We start from the raw sequence: 16,980 nt of genomic DNA, 5'->3' as shown, positions 1-16,980 counted from the left end.
TCCGTCCGGGCAGGACGACGCGCTGTCCACAAGTGACGGCCGTTCGCGTGACGCCCCCCGGAGCGGGAAGGAAGAGAACACCACGTCCATCTCCATGGGGAGGCGGGGATACCAGTGGCCGCATTCCTGGAAACACTTCGCCGGCATCGCACCGGCCTGCTGCGGACCTACCTGAGCGACGGAACCGGTGGGGTGGACACTCCGGTGAGCATCGTCGTGGACGGCGACCGCGTCCTGTTTCAGACCTGGGAGGACTCCGACAAGGCCGAACGACTGAGCCGCAACCCGATGACGGAACTGCGCCCCTGCACCATCGGTGGCAGGCCCACCGGCCCGGCTGCCCGAGGAGAGGTCCGGTTGCTCCTGGGGGCAAAGGCGCGCGACGCCGCGCACCTCCTGCAGCGGCGCCATCCTGCCCTGCACCGCTGGGCGGTACCGCTGTCGTATCGGCTGATGCATCGCAGGACACTGCACTACGAACTGCGGGTGGTCGAGGAGCCCGGGCCGGGCGTCATCGACAGGCAACGCAGCGACCGGGGTCCGCCGGGATGACCCGGCGGACCCCGAAACACTTCAGGGCCGCGACTACTTGATCAGGCCGAGTCCGCGCACAGCATCGCGCTCCTCCGCCAGCTCGCGCACCGATGCGTCGATGCGCTCGCGGGAGAAGTCGTTGACCTCAAGGCCCTGGACGATTTCCCAGGCACCGTTGCGAGAGGTGACCGGGAACGAGGAGATGAGACCCTCGGGGACACCGTAGGAACCATCGGAGACGATGGCCGCGGAGGTCCAGTCGCCCTCGGGGGTGCCGTTGACCCAGTCGTAGACGTGGTTGACGGCGGCGTTGGCGGCGGAGGCCGCAGAGGAAGCGCCGCGCGCCTCGATGATCGCCGCACCGCGCTTGGCGACGGTGGGGATGAAGGTGTCGCTCAGCCAAGCTTCATCGTTGACGGTCGCCGCGGCGTTGGACCCGTTGATCTCGGCGTGGAAGATGTCGGGGTACTGGGTGGCGGAGTGGTTGCCCCAGATCGTCAGCTTCTTGATGTCGTTCACGGTCACCCCGGCCTTGGCCGCGAGCTGCGACAGCGCACGGTTGTGGTCGAGACGGGTCATAGCGGTGAAGCGGTCGGCGGGAACGTCGGGGGCGTGCGCCTGGGCGATGAGGGCGTTGGTGTTGGCGGGGTTGCCCACGACAAGGATGCGAACGTCGTCAGCGGCGCCGGCGTTGATCGCCTCGCCCTGGGGCCCGAAGATACCGCCGTTGGCCTCAAGGAGGTCGCCGCGCTCCATTCCCTTGCCCCGCGGACGGGCGCCGACGAGCAGACCGACGTTGACACCGTCGAACGCCTGTCGGGCGTCGTCGAAGATGTCGATCCCGGCGAGCAGCGGGAAGGCGCAGTCGTTGAGCTCCATCGCGGTGCCCTCGGCGGCCTTCACCGCCGGCGGGATCTCCAGCAGGCGGAGCTTGACGGGGGTGTCGGCACCGAGCAGCTGGCCCGAGGCGATCCTGAAGAGGAGCGCATATCCGATCTGCCCGGCAGCGCCGGTGACAGTCACGTTTACGGGAGCCTTGGCCATTACATTCTCCTGGTCACACTAGAACTACCGCGGGCCGCGCCACGCCTCCTGGGCGAACGGCGCCCTGCAACCCGCCCGAGCCGTACCCGGTCAGTCTTTCAACCAGTCTCCCGCACCGCGCATACCGGCCCCGGCTTGGCGTTTCCTCAGGCCACGCGCAGCGGCATGACGAGGTAGCGAAAGTCGGGCGGGGAGCCCTTGTCAACAGGGACTCCGGTGATCACCGCCGGCTTCGTGGGTGCGGTGAAGTTCAACAGGGCCGCCTCCGTCTCCACCGCGCCGAGGCCGTCCAGGAAATACTGGGGGCTGAACGCGACCCGCATGGGCTCGCCCTCGAACTTGGCGTCCAGCACCTCGCGGGCCTGGGCGTCGTCACCCGACCCTGCCTCCAGGACGAGTTCGCCCGTGCCGAAGGAAAGGCGCAGTGGAGTACTGCGGTCGGCGACGAGGGAGACGCGTTTGACCGCTTCGAGCAACGGAGCGACGGGAATCTCGGCGCTTGCGGCGAAATCGGTGGGGAACCGGGCTTCGTACTTGATGAACTCGCTGTCGATGAGACGGGTTGTCGTCCGGCGTCCGGCGTGTTCGAAGCCGATCATTCCTTCGCCTTGCGCGGAAGCGGGGACACCCATGGCGGACAGGGCGACGTTGACGTTTCCGCCGGAAGTGATCGAGCGCGCGATCTCGGCGAGGGTACGGGCGGGAACCAGGGCCGAGGTTTCTGTTTCGAGTGTCTGGGGCTGCCACCAGACGTCGCGGACGGCGATGCGGTAGCGGTCGGTGGCGGCCAGGGCGATGGCGTCACCCGTGAGACTGAGGTTGACCCCCGTGAGCATCGGCAAGGTGTCGTCGCGACTGGCGGCGGGAGTGACCTGTCGAATGGCGGTGGCCAGGGTGTTTCCGGCAATGGAGCCGGTGACCCTGGGCATGGCCGGCAGGGTCGGGTAATCCTCTACCGGCATGGTGAGCAGTGTGAATCGAGAGCTTCCACAAGTCAAGACGACCCTGGAACCTTCCAGACCGATCTCCACCGGATAGGGGGGAAGGTTGCGGACGATCTCGGCGAGGAGCCGTCCCGAGACGAGGACGCTGCCGGGCTCCTCGACCTGAACCTCCACAGATGCCTGGGCGGAGACCTCGTAGTCGAAGCCGGAGAGATCCAGCGTTCCCGCAGCTGAATCGGTGATGTCCAGCCGGATTCCGGCGAGGACGGGGACAGCGGGGCGGGCGGGCAGTGCGCGGGCCGTCCACGCGATTGCATCGGCAAAAGCATCGCGATCGGCTCGAAACTTCACGTTGACCTCCAGTGTTCGCCCCGGTCACCCGGTTGTGAGGCCACCGTACCCAGCGCGAGTGACATTGCCCGGAAAGAATCCACACCCTGTGGACAATTTCCCGGAAAACACCGCCGTTCCCCCTCGACTCCCAAGCACCGAGGCCCGCGCACGCCTGCCCGACCGCGGGACGGGGATCGAATCCGGAGCAACCATGCCGTCCCTCGACCGATGGGCGATCCGCCCCCACCCGACGGACGGCCCCCGGGTCGGAACGGATCGCCGCAGGCGGTCAGCGCTTAGGTCGAAGCGTCCACGTGACGGTCATCGCACCGGTGACGGTTCCGTCCTCGGTCCGGATCTCGACCGCCACCGGGAACTCCGGCCGCCCGCCGGCGTCGAGCTCGGCAACCACCTCCGCGCGCGGCCTCCCCAGTCGCGCCTCGGCGACGACCGGCCCCATGGCGAGCTTCCGGTAGTGGATCTCCGCGGTCACGGCGAGCGGAACGGCACGGTCGAGTTGGTCGCCGAACGATCCGAGCACGATCGCCCCCGAGGCCGACTCCGCCAACGAGAAAAGCGCCCCGGCGTGTGGCCCACCGACGTGGTTGTGGTGAGCGGGGTCGTCGGGCAACCGCATAGTGGCACTGCCGGGGGCGAGGTCCACGAACTCCAGCCCCAGGGTTCGGGCGAACGGAACGGCGTCCAGAAGGCCGGACTTCACGAATTCAGCGTTGTCGGTCGTCATACCAACCAATGTTACTAGCCGGTAATAAATGTGGCCAGGGCCGCGGACCCGGCACGCGACGGGCCCGTTCACTCGAGGGTCAGCGCAAAACGCCGCAGGCGGTCGGACTGGTGGCTTCCATGGACAGGTCGGAGGCAACGTCGCTGCCCCCCAGGACATCGTCGTACCTGCCGTTGCCGTTGTAGTCGATCCCGTGCACGACGATCACCGCGCTGCCGTCACGGATCGCGTCGATGGCGCCCCCTGACAGCGTGATCGTGCGGGCGTAGTCGTAGGAGCCGTCCGGAGCGCTCGGGAAACGGTCCATCGCCAGCACACTGTCGGGACCGGTGTCGCCCGACGTGGTCAGCGAGACACCGATGCCGCCATGGGCCCGGCGTCCCTCCGAAAGGCTCAGCGCAGGGAAACCTTGGTGGATGCCGGCCTCGGAGCCGACCGGGCAGCGCCCTTCGCCGGCGAAGCGGACGTGCTGGGCATGCGGAGCATCGGCGAGGACACCGCTCACCCTCATCCACACGTGCGCCCGGTTGTCCTTGAGCATGATCCGGGCGTCCCCGGCGGCAGTGGATCTGTTGACCTTCAACGGCTTGAGCTTGGCCACGAAGACCTCCCCGCCGGTGCGTCCGAGGCTTTCGGCGGCCTGCGGCCTGCTGTTGTGCCGGTACCCGTGCCCGTCATGGCCTGCCTCGTCGGCCGCATGGGCTCCGCCTGCCGCCAGTGCGAGTAACGCTGCCGCGACCAGAACAGTGGAGCCAAGACGTTGCATGGATGATCGGCCTCCTCTCTGCGAACGAGCGGGAAGTTGACTGCTCCGCGCTTGTTTTCAGTTACCCAAGGTCGCATTGATCCGATCGGTTTCCTCGCTCTGACCGGTTGACGACGATTCGCGCGAGTCATTGCGTTCTGCTGCGTCGGCTCCTTTGCACCGTGGCGGGGAATTCACCGCTCGCGCCCCTCCTCCCGCGGGGGAAGCCCCTCCCACGCGACCGGTGCGGGGATCCCGCAGATCAGCCGCCCTCCGAACTAGGGTGGTGACCGTGACTGGTATCCCTCGAACATGTGATGTCGTCATCGTCGGAGCAGGTCTGGCAGGGTTGGCGGCCGCGCTGGACCTGACATCGGCCGGGCTCGACGTACTGGTACTGGAGGCATCCGACGGGGTCGGCGGACGGATGCGCACCGACCTCGTCAACGGGTACCGCATCGATCGAGGCTTCCAGGTGCTCAACACCGCTTATCCCGCACTGCGTCGCTACCTCGACCTCGAAGCGCTCGAACTCCGAACCTTCCCCAAGGGCGTCGCTGTGCGCAGCGACCGTGGCCTCCACCGGCTGAGCGCGTCGGCGTCCGGGGCGCTGTCCGCACTGGCCTTCCTCGCCGGCCCCGCCGTGGGGACACACGATGCGCTGCGGTTGCTGCGCATGACCGCGCGCAACGCTGCCGCCCCGGCAGCCCGGCTCAAGGCACGACCCGAGACCACTGCGCTGGAGGAGCTCCGCGCGCAGGGACTGAGCGAGCGGACCGTACGGTCGCTGGTCGCCCCGTTCCTGTCCGGGGTCTTCCTGGAGGACTCGCTCTCCGCATCGAGCCGGTTCGCCGATCTGGTGTGGCGCAGTTTCGTGCTCGGCAGGGTCACCGTGCCGGCCAAAGGCATGGGGGCGATCCCGGAGCAGATGGCGGCCCGTCTGGAGACGGGACGTATCCGTCTGGGAGCCGCGGTGCGTCAAGTGCGCGGGAACAATGTCCTGACCGACGACGGCGAAGTGCGGGCCGAGGCCGTCATCGTGGCGACCGGACCGGTCCAGGCAGCACAACTGCTCCCGTCCCTCCTCCCCGAGCCGCAGGTCAACGCGGTCACGACCTATTACCACTCGCGCCCTGCCGGAAAGGGCGAGGAAGCACTCCTGCACGTGGACGGACGTGTGATGCGCCGCGGACCGCGTATAGCCAACTCCGTGGTGCTCACTGCCACGGCTCCGTCCTACGCACCCGATGGACGATCCCTGATCGCCACGTCGGTACTGGGTACCGGTCGGCTCACCGAGGCGCAGGTGCGCACCGAAACCGCGGCCGTCCACGGAACCTCCGCCTCCGACTGGGAACTGGTCCGGGAAGTACGGGTCCCCGAGGCGCTGCCGAGCGCACCTCCGCCGTTGGGCGACCTGCGGCGACCGGTTGCGCTGGCTGACGGCCTCTACGTCGCCGGCGACCACCGCGACACCCCTTCGATCCAGGGCGCACTCGCAAGTGGTTCACGCGCTGCGAAGGCCGTTATCGGCGCCCTCGTCGGAGCCTCTTCGCGGAGCTGAGGACGAGGCTGCGCTCGTCGATTCCCAAGCACCGAACGACTCAGGGCCGGCCTCGGAGACTTCCGAGACCGGCCCTGAGCTGCTTTTATACAGGTCTGCGGCGGAGGGTGTGGGATTTGAACCCACGAGGCCCCGTAAGGACCTAGCGGTTTTCAAGAGGCTTGGGGAAACTCTCTTTGACCTGCATGAATGCCGAGGTCACAGCGGATTTCTCCGCCAGATCACCAATACGACCCCGTGATGGCTCCGCCAGACCGCCGGGCGACACCTCCACAACGACCCCGCACCGACACCATGCGGCCCGACGAAACCCGATCCATCTCACTCGCCGGTCCCGACCCCTTGGACACAACCGACACAACCGACACAACCCCCGTTGTCGCTGGTCAAAAGTCAGGTCACGGCTCGGACAGAACCTGAAGGAAACCCCTGGTCTTTTGGACAGAACCTCGCTGCACCACACGCTGAGGCTTCACTGAAGAGGTTCTGTCAACGACGGGGGAGGTTTCCATCAGGTTCTGTCCACAACCAAAAATTACCTTTGACCTGCACGAACAATGGTTCTGTCAGTTGTGTCAGTTCTGTCGGAGGGTCATCTTGCTGCTTCGCGGACAGCCACGGCCAGTTCGGTCATGTCGGTAGTGATGATCTCGCTTCCCAGCGAGTGGAAAAGGTCTATTTTATTGGACCTATTCGCGTAGCCAGCTGCGCTCATCCCTGTTTTGTGGGCCACTTCAATATCTGTTACCGAGTCGCCAATCATTAAGCATTCATTGGAGTTTGCGGATAGTGATTCAAGGACTTGGTTGATTAGATAAGGATTTGGCTTCATGAGCTCTGGACTACTTTTCTCCCTTCCAAAGACGCCGACTGCAAACTCTTCAAGGTTATGTTTTCCCAAAAAAGCATATACGGATTCAGGGGAGTTGTTGCTGACAATAGCAACCGGGCGACCGGAATCCTTGCAAGCTTCCATGAATTCGATTGCCCCAGGGGTCGGGCTCGCAACAGCTACAGATTTAACCTCGGCAGCCGCAAGGAAGTCTTCGACCGTTCGATGGTAGTCAGGGGAGGAACGGTAAAGTTGCCGCAAGACCTCCATCGGATCGGTTTCGCTCTCTGTTGTTTCAGGGATGAGAACGCCATCCTTTTTGGCCCTCTTGCGCATGTCTGCGGCTACCTTCGCCGCTGGGTAACCCTCGAAAGCGCTACAGATTGGCCCGTCGAAGTCGAGCAGCACCACGCGGGTGCGGCGGATTATCTCCATCTCTTCCGGTGTCACTCTTCACGCTCCCTGGAAACCGTCTCCCAAATGCTGTCGAACCAGGTTTGCGCCTGAGCTATGTACTGGGATCCGGTCGATTCAGGGTCTTCATCAGCGCCATAATGAAAAAGGGTGGCGTCTCTTCCCATAAGGTCGTAGATACCCACTTTCTCTTGAGCAATAGTGACCGTATTCTCTTTTACGGGGTAGAAGCCGAAGAACGCTTCCGCGTGGTTGATGATGTAGAGCTTAAACATTGGCGCTACCGGATAGACGCGCGTTTCAACAGAAGCACTCTTCACCAACCCTAAGGTTTCGAGTTCCTGAATTGAATCCTCGATTCCTTGGGTGTGGCGAAGCATGATCTTATGCATTCGCTTCCGAACGTCGGGGTCATCCGCCACAGTGTCCATGCGGACTGGCAAGCCCATGGGTACCGAGGTGTCGGGTACCAGGATGCGGACCTTGATGCTTTCGGGAACCAGGCGCCCATCACGCACCTTGTCCGTCGGTTCTTGTAGCGCCCCATGGAGGGTTTCCCCTCCGAATCCCGCGAAGTCGATGGTGACCGCATTGTTCGCGAAGGCCCGTTCGATGTGAGGGCGAAGCCCAACCGGCCGCGAAGTCCGTTCCCGGACGTAGACGCCACGGCCTTGCTGGGAAAGAACCAAGCCCTCATCACGAAGCAACCGGATGGCTTGCTGCACGGTCATCCGGGCTACCCCGTAGGTCTTCGCCAACTCCGGGCCTGAAGGCAGCTTGTCGCCCGGCTCGAACTTGCGAGTCAAGATCGCTGCGCGTAGAGCGCTGGCCACCTGCTGAAAAGGCGGTCTGGGGTCTTCCGGATCGATGCTCATGAATTCAGTCTAGGGCAGCTTGCCTAGGCCACCTAGGAAGAAAATCGAAGAACTCTCTTGACTCTCCTAGCTTGGCTAGCCAAGCTAGATGCATAGCCAACCTGGCCATGCAGTCCCCGCTTTATAGCCACCAGCGGGGGCGCACCCGACAAGGGAGGTTCTTGCAGATGGACCCACGAGAGATGACAAATCGGCAGCTCGGTGACGTGCTGCTGGCCACGCCCCGACCGTGTGCCAGTTCGCCGGAACTGTTCTTCGCCACTGATGACGAAACCGAGTCCACCAGCCGTATGCGGGAGCAGGCCGCTTCGGTGTTGTGCGCCGAGTGCCCCGCCCGTCGGCTCTGCTTCGAGTACGCCACCCGTACCGAGCCCGAACACGGGTTCTGGGCTGGTTGCACTGCTGAGGAGATCCGCATGTTCAACCAGCTCGGAGAGGTTGCCTGATGAATGCCGAGCTGGTCGGCCCTCTGATTCTGTGTGCCGTCGTCGCGGTGGCCGTGACCCTGCTCTCCCTCAAAACGGCCGTCACGCTTCGCCGTCTGCGTTCCCGGTTTCGCCGGTTGACCCGTATCCGTATCGGCCTGGTCCACACCAGGCGCTCATCCAGGAAGAAGGCACGTCGCTGATGTCGATTCTGATCAGTTTCGCCGCCCTGGTCGTGGTGGTCGCGGTCGTGGTGTGGCTGTGGCCCGAGAGCAACACCGACCGCGACACCATCCGCGCCATCGCCAAGCGCCGCAAGGAGACCCGCCGGTGAACCCCCGCAAGAAACACCCCGATACCGCTCCTGCCATCACCGCCCACCAGGTCCAAAAGACCGTGCAGGACGCCAAGACACTGGCGTCCATCCCCGGCCAGGAACTCTTGGACAACCCGGCCCTCAACCCCAAGACCCGGGCCCGCTACGACGAGTTGACCACTCAGCGCCTCGAAGCCGAACTGGACCTGGCCCACCGCCGCAAGCTCCGTGACGCCCACGAAGCCGACCGGCGCGAAGCCGAGCGCTCCGAGGTGGACACGATCATCGCCGCCGCGCGCCGGGCCACTTCCCCGGCGCGCACGATCTTGGACATGACCCGCTACCAGGCGCGGTTCGGACGGGTCGCGCTGGCCGCTTCCCTGGCCTTGAGTGTGGGGTCGGCCATGGGGTTGGCCGCACTCGTCGAGGCCAACCAGGGTCCGGCCCCGGTGGGCTACCTCGCTGAGATCGGTCTGACGGGGTTGTCCACCACGGTCATCGTGTGGCGGGGCATCCTCGCGCGGGCCGGGACCGTGCTCGACGCGGCCACGAACCGGTTCTTCGTGGCGCTGATGCTGGCACCGCTGCTGGTCTCCATCGTCGGGTCGTGGCTGGGCACCGGACCGGTCGGTGCGGCCTGTTCCATCGGTTCCGCCCTCTTCGCGGGTCTTGCCTACCTGATCAACACCAGTGCCAGCGCGGCGATCACCCAGTCCATCCACCAGATCGACCACCAGAACAGCGCCCCCACCCCGCCCGCTCGCACGGACGCTCGCACGGAGCCCGTCCCCGCTCCCACCGCGACCGGTCCGGCCTTTGAGGAGTCGGTCACCCAGGTGAGTACCAGCGCGGTACGTGAGATCGAGGACTACCTGAGCGCCCGTGCGAGCGGGGCCGCTCCCACGGCAGAGCCCGACCGCTCACACGACGACACCACCACACCCCACACCGAGGTGTCGGGGCAGGTGGGGGCGTCTGAGCGCCCGTGCGAGCATCCCGCTCCCACGCACGGCTCCGAGGACTCCGAGCGGGTTCTCACCGCCCAGGAACGCCGCCGTCTGGAAGGTGAGCGCAACCGTGCGAGCGTCGCCGCCTACCTGGCCGCCCATCCCAACGCTCACACGGGCGACATCGCCGCTCACACCGGGCTGGGCGTGTCCACCGTGCGCCGAATCCGCCGCGACATCGAAGAGGGCAAGGCATGAGCCAGCACCGCCCCCACGTGTGCCGACAGGTAGAAGAAACCCCTCAGGGAACGGCCGCCATCTACCGACTGAGTTGTTCGTGCGGGCTGGTCGGTGACGTGCGGTACGCGCGGCGTGTGGCCGAGCAGGACAAGGCCGCTCACCTGATGGACATCACCGTCCCCCTCGATCAGCGCTGTACCCGCCCGCGTGAGCACGGCGCCCGCCCGTGGGATACCTGCCCGCTGTGTGCCGGCCAACTCGCTCTCCCCGGTTGGGACGTGGCGTGATGGACCCCCGCCTTCGCCGTCGCACCTGGTGGCACCTGATCCAAAACGCGGCCACCGACGCCGACAACTGGCTTGCCGCCCGCCTGGACACCCGCCCCTTGGCCGAGACCGCCATCGACACAGCCGCGTGGGCGGGCCGGTGCTGGCACCACGCGCTCACCACCGCCCGCCGCGACCTCCACGGTCCCGCCCGTGGCCTCATCGCCGTCGTCATCACCACTGACAAGGAGAACTGATGTCTGAGTCCACCGCCACCGCGAAGAAGCTCCTGGACGAGATGGGCAAGATCGAGTTCGAGAACGCCTCCGACATCCGCCGCTACGCCACCAAACTCCGCGAGTTGCAGCGCGCCATCGCCATGGAGGTCGAGCTCTCCGCCGACGAGTTGGAGGCCGCACTGGCCACCGTGGCGCTCACCTCAACCGAGTCGATGGCCACCAGCCGCAAACGCGCCAAGGCGGTTGCCTCCCACCTTCGCCGGGCCGGTTCACGCGCCCGGGAGTCGGCCATCAGCTCGGTGTCGCTGTGGGGGTCGGTGCGCAAGCACTACGGCATTTTGATGGGCGCCGAGAAGCCCCGCAAGTCCATGAACATGAAGGCCTAACCCACACCACCGCCGCTTGAGGGGGCGCACCCGCTCGCGCCCCCTCCCCCGCCCACAAGGAGACAGACATGGCCAAGAAATCCAGCGCGCTGGTGTGGACCGGAACCAACCCCGAACCCCTGGCCAAGCGCGGCCCCGGAGCAGCCGCCTACCTGCGCCCGTGGGGCACCACCGCCCTGATGATCCCGGCCGGGTGGGCCGCCCACCTCATGTGGGGTGAAGCCGGGTGGGCCACCGCCGCGGCGACCGCAGGCGTGAGTGTGGCCGGGGGAGCCATCACCACCCTGAGCTACCACCTCACCAAAGCCCGCACCTGGTACTCCTGCATGATCGCCACCGCATCCGCAGGAGGGGGAGCGGCGTGGATGGCACTGGCCACCGCCGCCGGAACCGGTCGCCCGGTGCTGGACATCCTCGTCCTGGGTGGGGCGACCCTGTCGATCGGCTCCAACGTCCACACCTGGGCAGCCAACCAGACAACAGGAACCGACACGGCCGTCAAGGCCCCGAGTTGGCGCGAGATCACCGAACGCATCGGCGCGCTTCGCGGAACCCGCCTGGAGACCAAGACCGAAACCGAGGTGCGCACCGAAGGCGTGGTGCACCTGGTCCCGGGCCAAACCATCGACGAACTCACCGGCCAGCTCTCCTCCCTGGCCAGCGCCTACCAACTCCCGCCCGGCTCCATTCGCGCCGTGCCCGACCCCGCCGACTCCTCCAAAGCGCGGGTGACCATCGTGAAGAAGGACATGCTCGCCACCACCATCCCGTGGCCCGGCATGACCCCCGCACTCACCGGCGCATCGGTGGCCGATGCCCTGTTGGAGTTGGGGGTGTATGAGGACGGGGAGCGCTTCGCCATCGACCCCCGCAACCAGCACTGCTTGACCGTGGGCATGAGCGGGGCGGGCAAGTCCCGCTACGCCAAACTCAAAGCCCTGCTCATGGCCGCACGCTCCGATGCGTTCGTCATCGCCATCGACGTGGAGAAGGGCCGCCAAACCCTGGGCCCGCTCATCCCCGTCGTCGGGTGGTGCGCCTTCTCCAAGCGTGAGGCAGCCCCCATCATCGACCGCCTGCACAAGGCCGTGAAGGTCCGCGCCGATCACCTGGCCAACCTCGGCTTGGAGAACTGGGCGAAGGGGTGCGGGCTGTCGTTTGTCTACCTGCTCATCGAAGAGGCATCGGCGATCCTGCCCGACAACGACAAGTTCACCGACCTGATCAAGGTCGCGCGCTCGGTGGGCATCCACATCGAACCCTCGTTGCAGCGCGCCACCCACACCAACCTCGACACCGACGCCCGGTCCAACTTCGGGTCGTCGATGTGCTTTGGGGTGCGCACCACCGACGACGCTTCCTACGCGCTGCCCGACTACGTACTGGAAGCCGGGGCCGTGCCCGAGAACTGGCGCAAGTCCAAGCCCGGGTGCTGCTACGCCGCCATCGACGGAATCGACGAAGACCGCCACTCCGTCCCCATCCGCATCTACGACATCGACAACGCCGCGATCGCTGAAATCGTGGCCACCCTGCCCGAACCCGAGCTGGACCCCATCACCGCCGACGCGTTCGGTGCGGCCTACACCCAGCGCATCCGCCACACCGCCCCCGGGCAGACCGTGGCACCGCTCACCCCCAGTGCCACCCCTTCCCCGGCTGTTGCCGACTCCCGCGAAGAGGACGACTTCGACATGAACGACGTGCGCCTGGACACCACCCCCGACCCCGACCCCGACCTCAACGCCGACATCGACGACGAACTGGAGCCCGCCCCCGGCGAAACCCTGCTGACCTTCACCAAACCCAAACGGTCCAAGGAAGGTGCGGAGGAGGCCCGCGCCCGGCTGGTCGCCCAACTCCAGTTGTGGCAGGACCGTGGAATCCACACGTTCCGCGCTCCCGACCTGCGCCGCGCGCTCGTTGACGAGCAGGGACTGGACCGCCAACGCTCCTGGGTCATCACCGAACTCAAACGCTTGGAGGGCGAAGGGCGGATCACCCACCACGACGGCGGGGAGTTTGAAATCCAGGCAGCCCCCACCGACCCCGACCGCGAACCCGCACTGGTCTGACCGCGCTTGGCCGCGCTCTTTGACACGGTGCGGCCCGGCGCGCGAGTCCCTTACAGGTCAACGGGTGTCTGACACGTGTCAGACACCCACTCCAACACCTCTTTGACACCCACTCCGACACCACACAGCACAAAGCGGTCCCGGCGCATAGCCACCAAGCAAACCGCCGGGACCGCACTCCAAGGAAGGAGCAGTTCCCATCATGGCACTGATGGCCGTCCCCGAACCGGCAGAGGGACCCGATTGGGGTCCGATGCCCCCGCACGACCTCGGAGCCGAACAGGCGGCTCTTGGCGCCATGCTGCTCTCCCCCGAGGCGATTGCCGACGTGGCCCGGCTGGTCGTGGCCACCGACTTCTACCGTCCCGCCCACCAGATCCTTTTCGCCACCATCACCCGACTGCACCGCCAGGGCGAACCCGCCGATCCCGTCTCGGTGAACGCCGCACTCACCCAGAGCGGCGAGATCACCCGCGTAGGTGGCGCTCCCTACCTGCACACCCTCACCGAATCCGTCCCCGTGGCGGCCAACGGCGGCTACTACGCGCGCACCGTGGCCGACCTCGCTCAACGGCGCGCGGTGGTGGAGACCGGGACCCGCCTGGTGCAGGTCGGCTACTCCGGTGACGGCGACATCGGCGACCTGATGCAGGTCGCCAAAGGCCACCTGGACACCGTGCGTGCCAAGGCCGCGTGGACCGACCCTGTGGCCTTGGACGCCGTACAGGGCACGCTGCCCGAATTCCCGTTGGAGGCGCTGCCCGAGTGGGTGGGGCGTTTCGCGGCGGCCGTGTCCGACTCCACCCAGACCCCGCCCGATCTGGCCGGGTGCCTGGCCCTGGCCGCGCTGTCCACAGCGGCGTCGGGGCGCGTGTGGGCCGACACCGGCCAGTGGAGCGAACCCGTGTGCGTCTACACGGTGGCGGCCATGGAACCCGCCTCACGCAAGAGCGCGGTGTTCGCGGCAATGAACGAACCGGTGTTCGCTGCCGAGGAACACCTCGTGGAACACATGAAGCCCGTCATCATCGAAGCCGCCCTCACCAAACGCATCGCTGATGCCAAGGCCGAGGAACTGGCGGCCAAGGCCGAGAAGGACCGCGACCCGCAGTCGATCGCTGATGCGATGGGCGCGGCCGAGAGCGCCGGCGAACTGAGCGTGCCCCATCAGCCCAAGCTCGTGGCCGACGACATCACCCCCGAAAACCTGGCGCGTCGTCTGGCCGAACAGGGCGGCCGGTTGTCGCTGCTGGCACCCGAAGGCGGGTTCTTTGGCACCCTGGCCGGGCGCTACTCCGGGATGCCCAACCTCGACACCTTCCTCAAAGCCCACGCGGGAGAGCCCATCCGGGTTGACCGCCAGGGCCGCGAACCCGACTTCGTTGCCAAGTCCGCGCTGACCATCGGCATCGCTCTACAGCCCGAAGCACTGAGCGAAGTGTTCGCGACCCCGGGCGGCCGGGGTCGCGGACTGCTGGCGCGCATCCTCTACGCGCTGCCCGCCGACAACGTCGGCTACCGCACGGCGACCTCTGTTCCCGTTCCGCCCGACGTCGCCCAGACCTACCGCCACCGGCTCACCACCCTTCTCTACTCGCTGTGGAACCTCACCGAACCCGTCACACTCACCTTCACCCCCGAAGCGCGCCAACGCATAACGCGGCTGCTCTACGAGGAAGTGGAACCACAGCTGCGCCCTGAAGGGCGTCTGGGACAGATCCGCGACTGGGGCGGCAAGTACGTCGGGGCGATCGTGCGCATCGCCGCGCTGATCCACCTCGGTGACCACCTCACCGACGGATGGGCGCGTCCCATCGATACGGCCACACTCGAAAAGGCGTACGCCATTGGTGAGTACTACGCCGAACACGCCCTGGCCGTCTTCGGCGCAATGGGCAACGACCCCGCCCACGAGATCGCCCGCAAGGTCTTGGACTGGCTCACCAAGACCACGCCCGGCGAGTTCTCCGCTCGCGACGCGTTCAGGGCGCTGCGTACGAAGCAGGTCGCCAAGGCGGGAGATCTGGAAGCGCCGCTGGCGCTGCTGGCCGACCTCGGATGGATCAGACCGGCGCCTGTGCCGCCGACCGGGAAGAAGGGAGGCCGCCCGCCCTCACCGAAGTACCTCGTTCACCCCGATATCAGCGGTCCGCGCGCATAGCCACCAGCAAACCGCCCGGACCACTTGTTGCCAGGAAGGAAGACCGTTGCCCAAGCAAACCGCCCATCTCCCCGTCTCCGACCCGCTGTTGACCGTCCCCCAGGTCTGCGCGGAACTGGGGATCAGCCGGAGCACCTTCTACCACTGGAACCAGACCGGGAAAGGACCGCGCTGCTTTCCGCTTCCCAACGGCTCTCTCAGGGTCCGTCGTTCCGAGCTGAACGCCTTCCTGAGCGTTTTGGAGTCCGCCGCGTGAGCAACCAGCATCAGGGAGGCCGCCCCGTTTGGGGCGGCCGTCCCGCCTCCCTCAAGGTCAATGTGTGGAAACTGCACAAGTACGTGGGCAAGCGCGCCACGACCTACACGGTGCGGTGGACCGTGGACGGCACGGAGTTCCGCGAGCCTTTCGGCACCCGGGCCGCAGCGACCGCCTACCAGGCGGAAATCGTCTCCGCCCGCCAGCGCGGCGAACCGTTCGACACCGCTTCGGGAAAGCCGCTTTCCTGGCTCAAGGAACAGAGGTCATGGCTGGAATTCGCCTGTTCCTACGTGGACATGAAATGGGAGACCGCCGCACCCAACTCACGGCGGTCGATCGCTGAAGCACTCACCGACGTGACCGAAGCCCTGTTGAGCACTGACCGAAGCATGCCGGATCGCTCCCTTCGCCGGGAGGTCCTTCGCGACTGGGCATTCAGCACGCGTCTGTGGGGCGACCCGTTGCCCGAACGGCTGAAACCGATTCTGCGGTGGTTGGAGCGCAACACCGTGGACGTATCGGCGCTATCCGATCCGGTCCTGGCGCGGCGCTCTCTGGAACGGCTCTCGCGCAAGCTGGACGGCACACTCGCCGCCGCGAACACGACCAAGCGCAAACGCATGGTCTTCAACAACACGCTCGAATACGCCTGTGAGATCGGCCTGTTGCCGGCCAATCCCATCAAGCACATCAGGTGGACCCGCGAACGAGCGGCACCCATGGTCAACCCGAACGTGGTCGTCAACGCCGCGCAGGCAAAGACCCTGTTGAAGAGCATCGGGGAACAGCCCGGGCACGGCCCCCGGGTCAAGGCGTTCTACGCCCTGCTGTACTACGCGGCTCTACGGCCGGAGGAGGCCATCTGTCTGGCACGGCCGAATCTGGAGCGCCTGCCCGATCAAGGGTGGGGCGAGATCGTCTTCTCGGAAGCGGAGCCCCGCGCCGGAACGAAGTACAACGACAGCCGGAAGTCTCGCCAGAAACGCCAGCTCAAGCACCGGGCGACGGGAGAGGACCGCCGGGTTCCCGTCCACCCGGACTTGGTGGAGATCCTGCTCTGGCACGTGGAGGAGTTCAACATCGCGCCCGGTGGTCGGCTCTTCATCGGCCCCCGGGGCGGTGTCCTGGCCGAATGGGCGTACCTGGGTTGTCTCGCCAAGGCACGAGAAGCCGCCTTCACTGCGGAGGAGGCGGCATCCCCTCTGGCGAAGGAGCCCTACGACCTCCGCCACGCGGCGGTGTCCACGTGGCTCAACGCAGGCGTTCCAGCGGCCCAGGTGGCCGATTGGGCCGGCCACTCCGTAGACGTCCTGCTCCGGGTCTACGCCAAGTGCGTGGCCGGTCAGCAGGCCGCCGCGCTGGATCGCATCCAGCGGTCCATGGAGGAGATGACCAGGGACGATGACGACTGAACTTTTCCGCTATTTCACCGTGAAGGCCCGTTGAGGGCCGCTGATAGCGGGTGACAACCGGACACCGAAAACGACTCAGGGCCGGTCTCGGAGACTTCCGAGACCGGCCCTGAGCTGCGTTTATACAGGTCTGCGGCGGAGGGTGTGGGATTTGAACCCACGAGGCCCCGTAAGGACCTAGCGGTTTTCAAGACCGCCGCACTCGGCCGCTATGCGAACCCTCC

19 protein-coding genes and 1 tRNA gene are annotated in these 16,980 nt (G+C 66.3%); 13 read left to right on the top strand and 7 right to left on the bottom strand.

Features of this window, described 5'->3' with window-relative positions; genetic code table 11:
- Positions 1-114 precede the first annotated feature (114 nt).
- Positions 115-552: a PPOX class F420-dependent oxidoreductase gene (locus tag AC0VYP_RS00395; protein ID WP_475472032.1), complete on the top strand. Its 438-nt coding sequence runs from the start codon at positions 115-117 to the stop codon at positions 550-552.
- Positions 553-585: 33 nt separating this feature from the next.
- Here the strand turns inward: AC0VYP_RS00395 and AC0VYP_RS00390 are convergent, their stop codons facing one another.
- The 4 genes from AC0VYP_RS00390 to AC0VYP_RS00375 all read right to left on the bottom strand — a co-directional run bounded on the left by AC0VYP_RS00390 (position 586) and on the right by AC0VYP_RS00375 (position 4,366).
- Entirely contained in the window at positions 586-1,578 is a 993-nt protein-coding gene (locus tag AC0VYP_RS00390; RefSeq protein ID WP_475472031.1) for a malate dehydrogenase, read from the bottom strand.
- Positions 1,579-1,724: 146 nt separating this feature from the next.
- A complete protein-coding gene (gene dnaN / locus AC0VYP_RS00385; protein ID WP_475472030.1) occupies positions 1,725-2,873 on the bottom strand; it encodes a DNA polymerase III subunit beta in 1,149 nt (382 codons plus the stop codon).
- Positions 2,874-3,144: 271 nt separating this feature from the next.
- Complete coding sequence (locus AC0VYP_RS00380; protein WP_285761372.1) at positions 3,145-3,600, bottom strand: DUF4442 domain-containing protein; 456 nt, start codon at positions 3,598-3,600, stop codon at positions 3,145-3,147.
- A 79-nt stretch (positions 3,601-3,679) separates the two neighbouring features.
- Positions 3,680-4,366, bottom strand: a complete 687-nt coding sequence (locus AC0VYP_RS00375; RefSeq protein ID WP_475472029.1) for a hypothetical protein — start codon at positions 4,364-4,366, stop codon at positions 3,680-3,682.
- A 271-nt stretch (positions 4,367-4,637) separates the two neighbouring features.
- Here AC0VYP_RS00375 and AC0VYP_RS00370 point away from each other — a divergent pair, with 271 nt between their 5' ends.
- Complete coding sequence (locus tag AC0VYP_RS00370; protein WP_475472028.1) at positions 4,638-5,909, top strand: NAD(P)/FAD-dependent oxidoreductase; 1,272 nt, start codon at positions 4,638-4,640, stop codon at positions 5,907-5,909.
- 592 nt (positions 5,910-6,501) lie between these two features.
- Here AC0VYP_RS00370 and AC0VYP_RS00365 read toward each other — a convergent pair.
- Positions 6,502-7,191: an HAD family hydrolase gene (locus tag AC0VYP_RS00365; RefSeq protein ID WP_475472027.1), complete on the bottom strand. Its 690-nt coding sequence runs from the start codon at positions 7,189-7,191 to the stop codon at positions 6,502-6,504.
- Complete coding sequence (locus AC0VYP_RS00360) at positions 7,188-8,030, bottom strand: GntR family transcriptional regulator (RefSeq protein WP_475472026.1); 843 nt, start codon at positions 8,028-8,030, stop codon at positions 7,188-7,190. Before AC0VYP_RS00360 ends, AC0VYP_RS00365 begins: the two co-directional genes overlap by 4 nt.
- 167 nt (positions 8,031-8,197) lie before the next feature.
- Between AC0VYP_RS00360 and AC0VYP_RS00355 the strand changes: the two genes are divergently transcribed.
- The 11 genes from AC0VYP_RS00355 (at position 8,198) to AC0VYP_RS00305 (ending at position 16,756) form a co-directional block, all read left to right on the top strand.
- Positions 8,198-8,476: a WhiB family transcriptional regulator gene (locus AC0VYP_RS00355; protein WP_475472025.1), complete on the top strand. Its 279-nt coding sequence runs from the start codon at positions 8,198-8,200 to the stop codon at positions 8,474-8,476.
- Positions 8,476-8,658 carry a hypothetical protein gene (locus AC0VYP_RS00350; RefSeq protein ID WP_475472024.1) on the top strand — a complete coding sequence of 61 codons (183 nt, stop codon included), beginning with the start codon at positions 8,476-8,478 and terminating at the stop codon, positions 8,656-8,658. Before AC0VYP_RS00355 ends, AC0VYP_RS00350 begins: the two co-directional genes overlap by 1 nt.
- Complete coding sequence (locus AC0VYP_RS00345) at positions 8,658-8,789, top strand: hypothetical protein (protein ID WP_475472023.1); 132 nt, start codon at positions 8,658-8,660, stop codon at positions 8,787-8,789. The genes AC0VYP_RS00350 and AC0VYP_RS00345 overlap by 1 nt, the downstream gene beginning before the upstream one ends.
- Positions 8,786-9,976 (top strand): hypothetical protein, encoded by a 1,191-nt coding sequence (locus AC0VYP_RS00340; RefSeq protein ID WP_475472022.1) that lies wholly within the window; start codon positions 8,786-8,788, stop codon positions 9,974-9,976. Before AC0VYP_RS00345 ends, AC0VYP_RS00340 begins: the two co-directional genes overlap by 4 nt.
- Positions 9,973-10,245, top strand: coding sequence for a hypothetical protein (locus tag AC0VYP_RS00335; protein ID WP_285761383.1), 273 nt, complete (start codon positions 9,973-9,975; stop codon positions 10,243-10,245). The genes AC0VYP_RS00340 and AC0VYP_RS00335 overlap by 4 nt, the downstream gene beginning before the upstream one ends.
- On the top strand, positions 10,245-10,481 hold the full coding sequence (locus AC0VYP_RS00330) for a hypothetical protein (protein ID WP_285761384.1): 237 nt from the start codon (positions 10,245-10,247) through the stop codon (positions 10,479-10,481). The genes AC0VYP_RS00335 and AC0VYP_RS00330 overlap by 1 nt, the downstream gene beginning before the upstream one ends.
- Positions 10,481-10,849 (top strand): hypothetical protein, encoded by a 369-nt coding sequence (locus AC0VYP_RS00325; RefSeq protein WP_285761385.1) that lies wholly within the window; start codon positions 10,481-10,483, stop codon positions 10,847-10,849. The genes AC0VYP_RS00330 and AC0VYP_RS00325 overlap by 1 nt, the downstream gene beginning before the upstream one ends.
- Before the next feature lie 68 nt (positions 10,850-10,917).
- Positions 10,918-12,924, top strand: a complete 2,007-nt coding sequence (locus AC0VYP_RS00320; RefSeq protein WP_475472021.1) for a hypothetical protein — start codon at positions 10,918-10,920, stop codon at positions 12,922-12,924.
- 202 nt (positions 12,925-13,126) lie between these two features.
- Positions 13,127-15,085: a DUF3987 domain-containing protein gene (locus AC0VYP_RS00315; RefSeq protein WP_285761387.1), complete on the top strand. Its 1,959-nt coding sequence runs from the start codon at positions 13,127-13,129 to the stop codon at positions 15,083-15,085.
- A 46-nt stretch (positions 15,086-15,131) separates the two neighbouring features.
- The gene (locus tag AC0VYP_RS00310; RefSeq protein WP_285761388.1) at positions 15,132-15,341 is read left to right on the top strand and encodes a helix-turn-helix transcriptional regulator; all 210 of its coding nucleotides are present in this window, start codon (positions 15,132-15,134) and stop codon (positions 15,339-15,341) included.
- Positions 15,338-16,756, top strand: coding sequence for a tyrosine-type recombinase/integrase (locus AC0VYP_RS00305; protein WP_285761389.1), 1,419 nt, complete (start codon positions 15,338-15,340; stop codon positions 16,754-16,756). Before AC0VYP_RS00310 ends, AC0VYP_RS00305 begins: the two co-directional genes overlap by 4 nt.
- Before the next feature lie 136 nt (positions 16,757-16,892).
- Here AC0VYP_RS00305 and AC0VYP_RS00300 read toward each other — a convergent pair.
- Positions 16,893-16,980, bottom strand: a tRNA-Ser gene (locus AC0VYP_RS00300).

It is taken from the genome of Nocardiopsis sp. iso_186 (assembly GCF_056173365.1).
Note: the sequence above shows the minus strand (reverse complement) of the source record. Positions and strands in the feature narration are given on the sequence as shown.

Excerpts from the sequence above, each read along its gene's own strand:
- AC0VYP_RS00390 (WP_475472031.1), bottom strand. The coding sequence starts at position 1,578 with ATGGCCAAGGCTCCCGTAAACGTGACTGTCACCGGCGCTGCCGGGCAG.
- AC0VYP_RS00380 (WP_285761372.1), bottom strand. The coding sequence starts at position 3,600 with ATGACGACCGACAACGCTGAATTCGTGAAGTCCGGCCTTCTGGACGCC.
- AC0VYP_RS00375 (WP_475472029.1), bottom strand. The coding sequence starts at position 4,366 with ATGCAACGTCTTGGCTCCACTGTTCTGGTCGCGGCAGCGTTACTCGCA.
- AC0VYP_RS00360 (WP_475472026.1), bottom strand. The coding sequence starts at position 8,030 with ATGAGCATCGATCCGGAAGACCCCAGACCGCCTTTTCAGCAGGTGGCC.
- AC0VYP_RS00355 (WP_475472025.1), top strand. The coding sequence starts at position 8,198 with ATGGACCCACGAGAGATGACAAATCGGCAGCTCGGTGACGTGCTGCTG.
- AC0VYP_RS00350 (WP_475472024.1), top strand. The coding sequence starts at position 8,476 with ATGAATGCCGAGCTGGTCGGCCCTCTGATTCTGTGTGCCGTCGTCGCG.
- AC0VYP_RS00345 (WP_475472023.1), top strand. The coding sequence starts at position 8,658 with ATGTCGATTCTGATCAGTTTCGCCGCCCTGGTCGTGGTGGTCGCGGTC.
- AC0VYP_RS00335 (WP_285761383.1), top strand. The coding sequence starts at position 9,973 with ATGAGCCAGCACCGCCCCCACGTGTGCCGACAGGTAGAAGAAACCCCT.
- AC0VYP_RS00330 (WP_285761384.1), top strand. The coding sequence starts at position 10,245 with ATGGACCCCCGCCTTCGCCGTCGCACCTGGTGGCACCTGATCCAAAAC.
- AC0VYP_RS00325 (WP_285761385.1), top strand. The coding sequence starts at position 10,481 with ATGTCTGAGTCCACCGCCACCGCGAAGAAGCTCCTGGACGAGATGGGC.
- AC0VYP_RS00320 (WP_475472021.1), top strand. The coding sequence starts at position 10,918 with ATGGCCAAGAAATCCAGCGCGCTGGTGTGGACCGGAACCAACCCCGAA.
- AC0VYP_RS00315 (WP_285761387.1), top strand. The coding sequence starts at position 13,127 with ATGGCACTGATGGCCGTCCCCGAACCGGCAGAGGGACCCGATTGGGGT.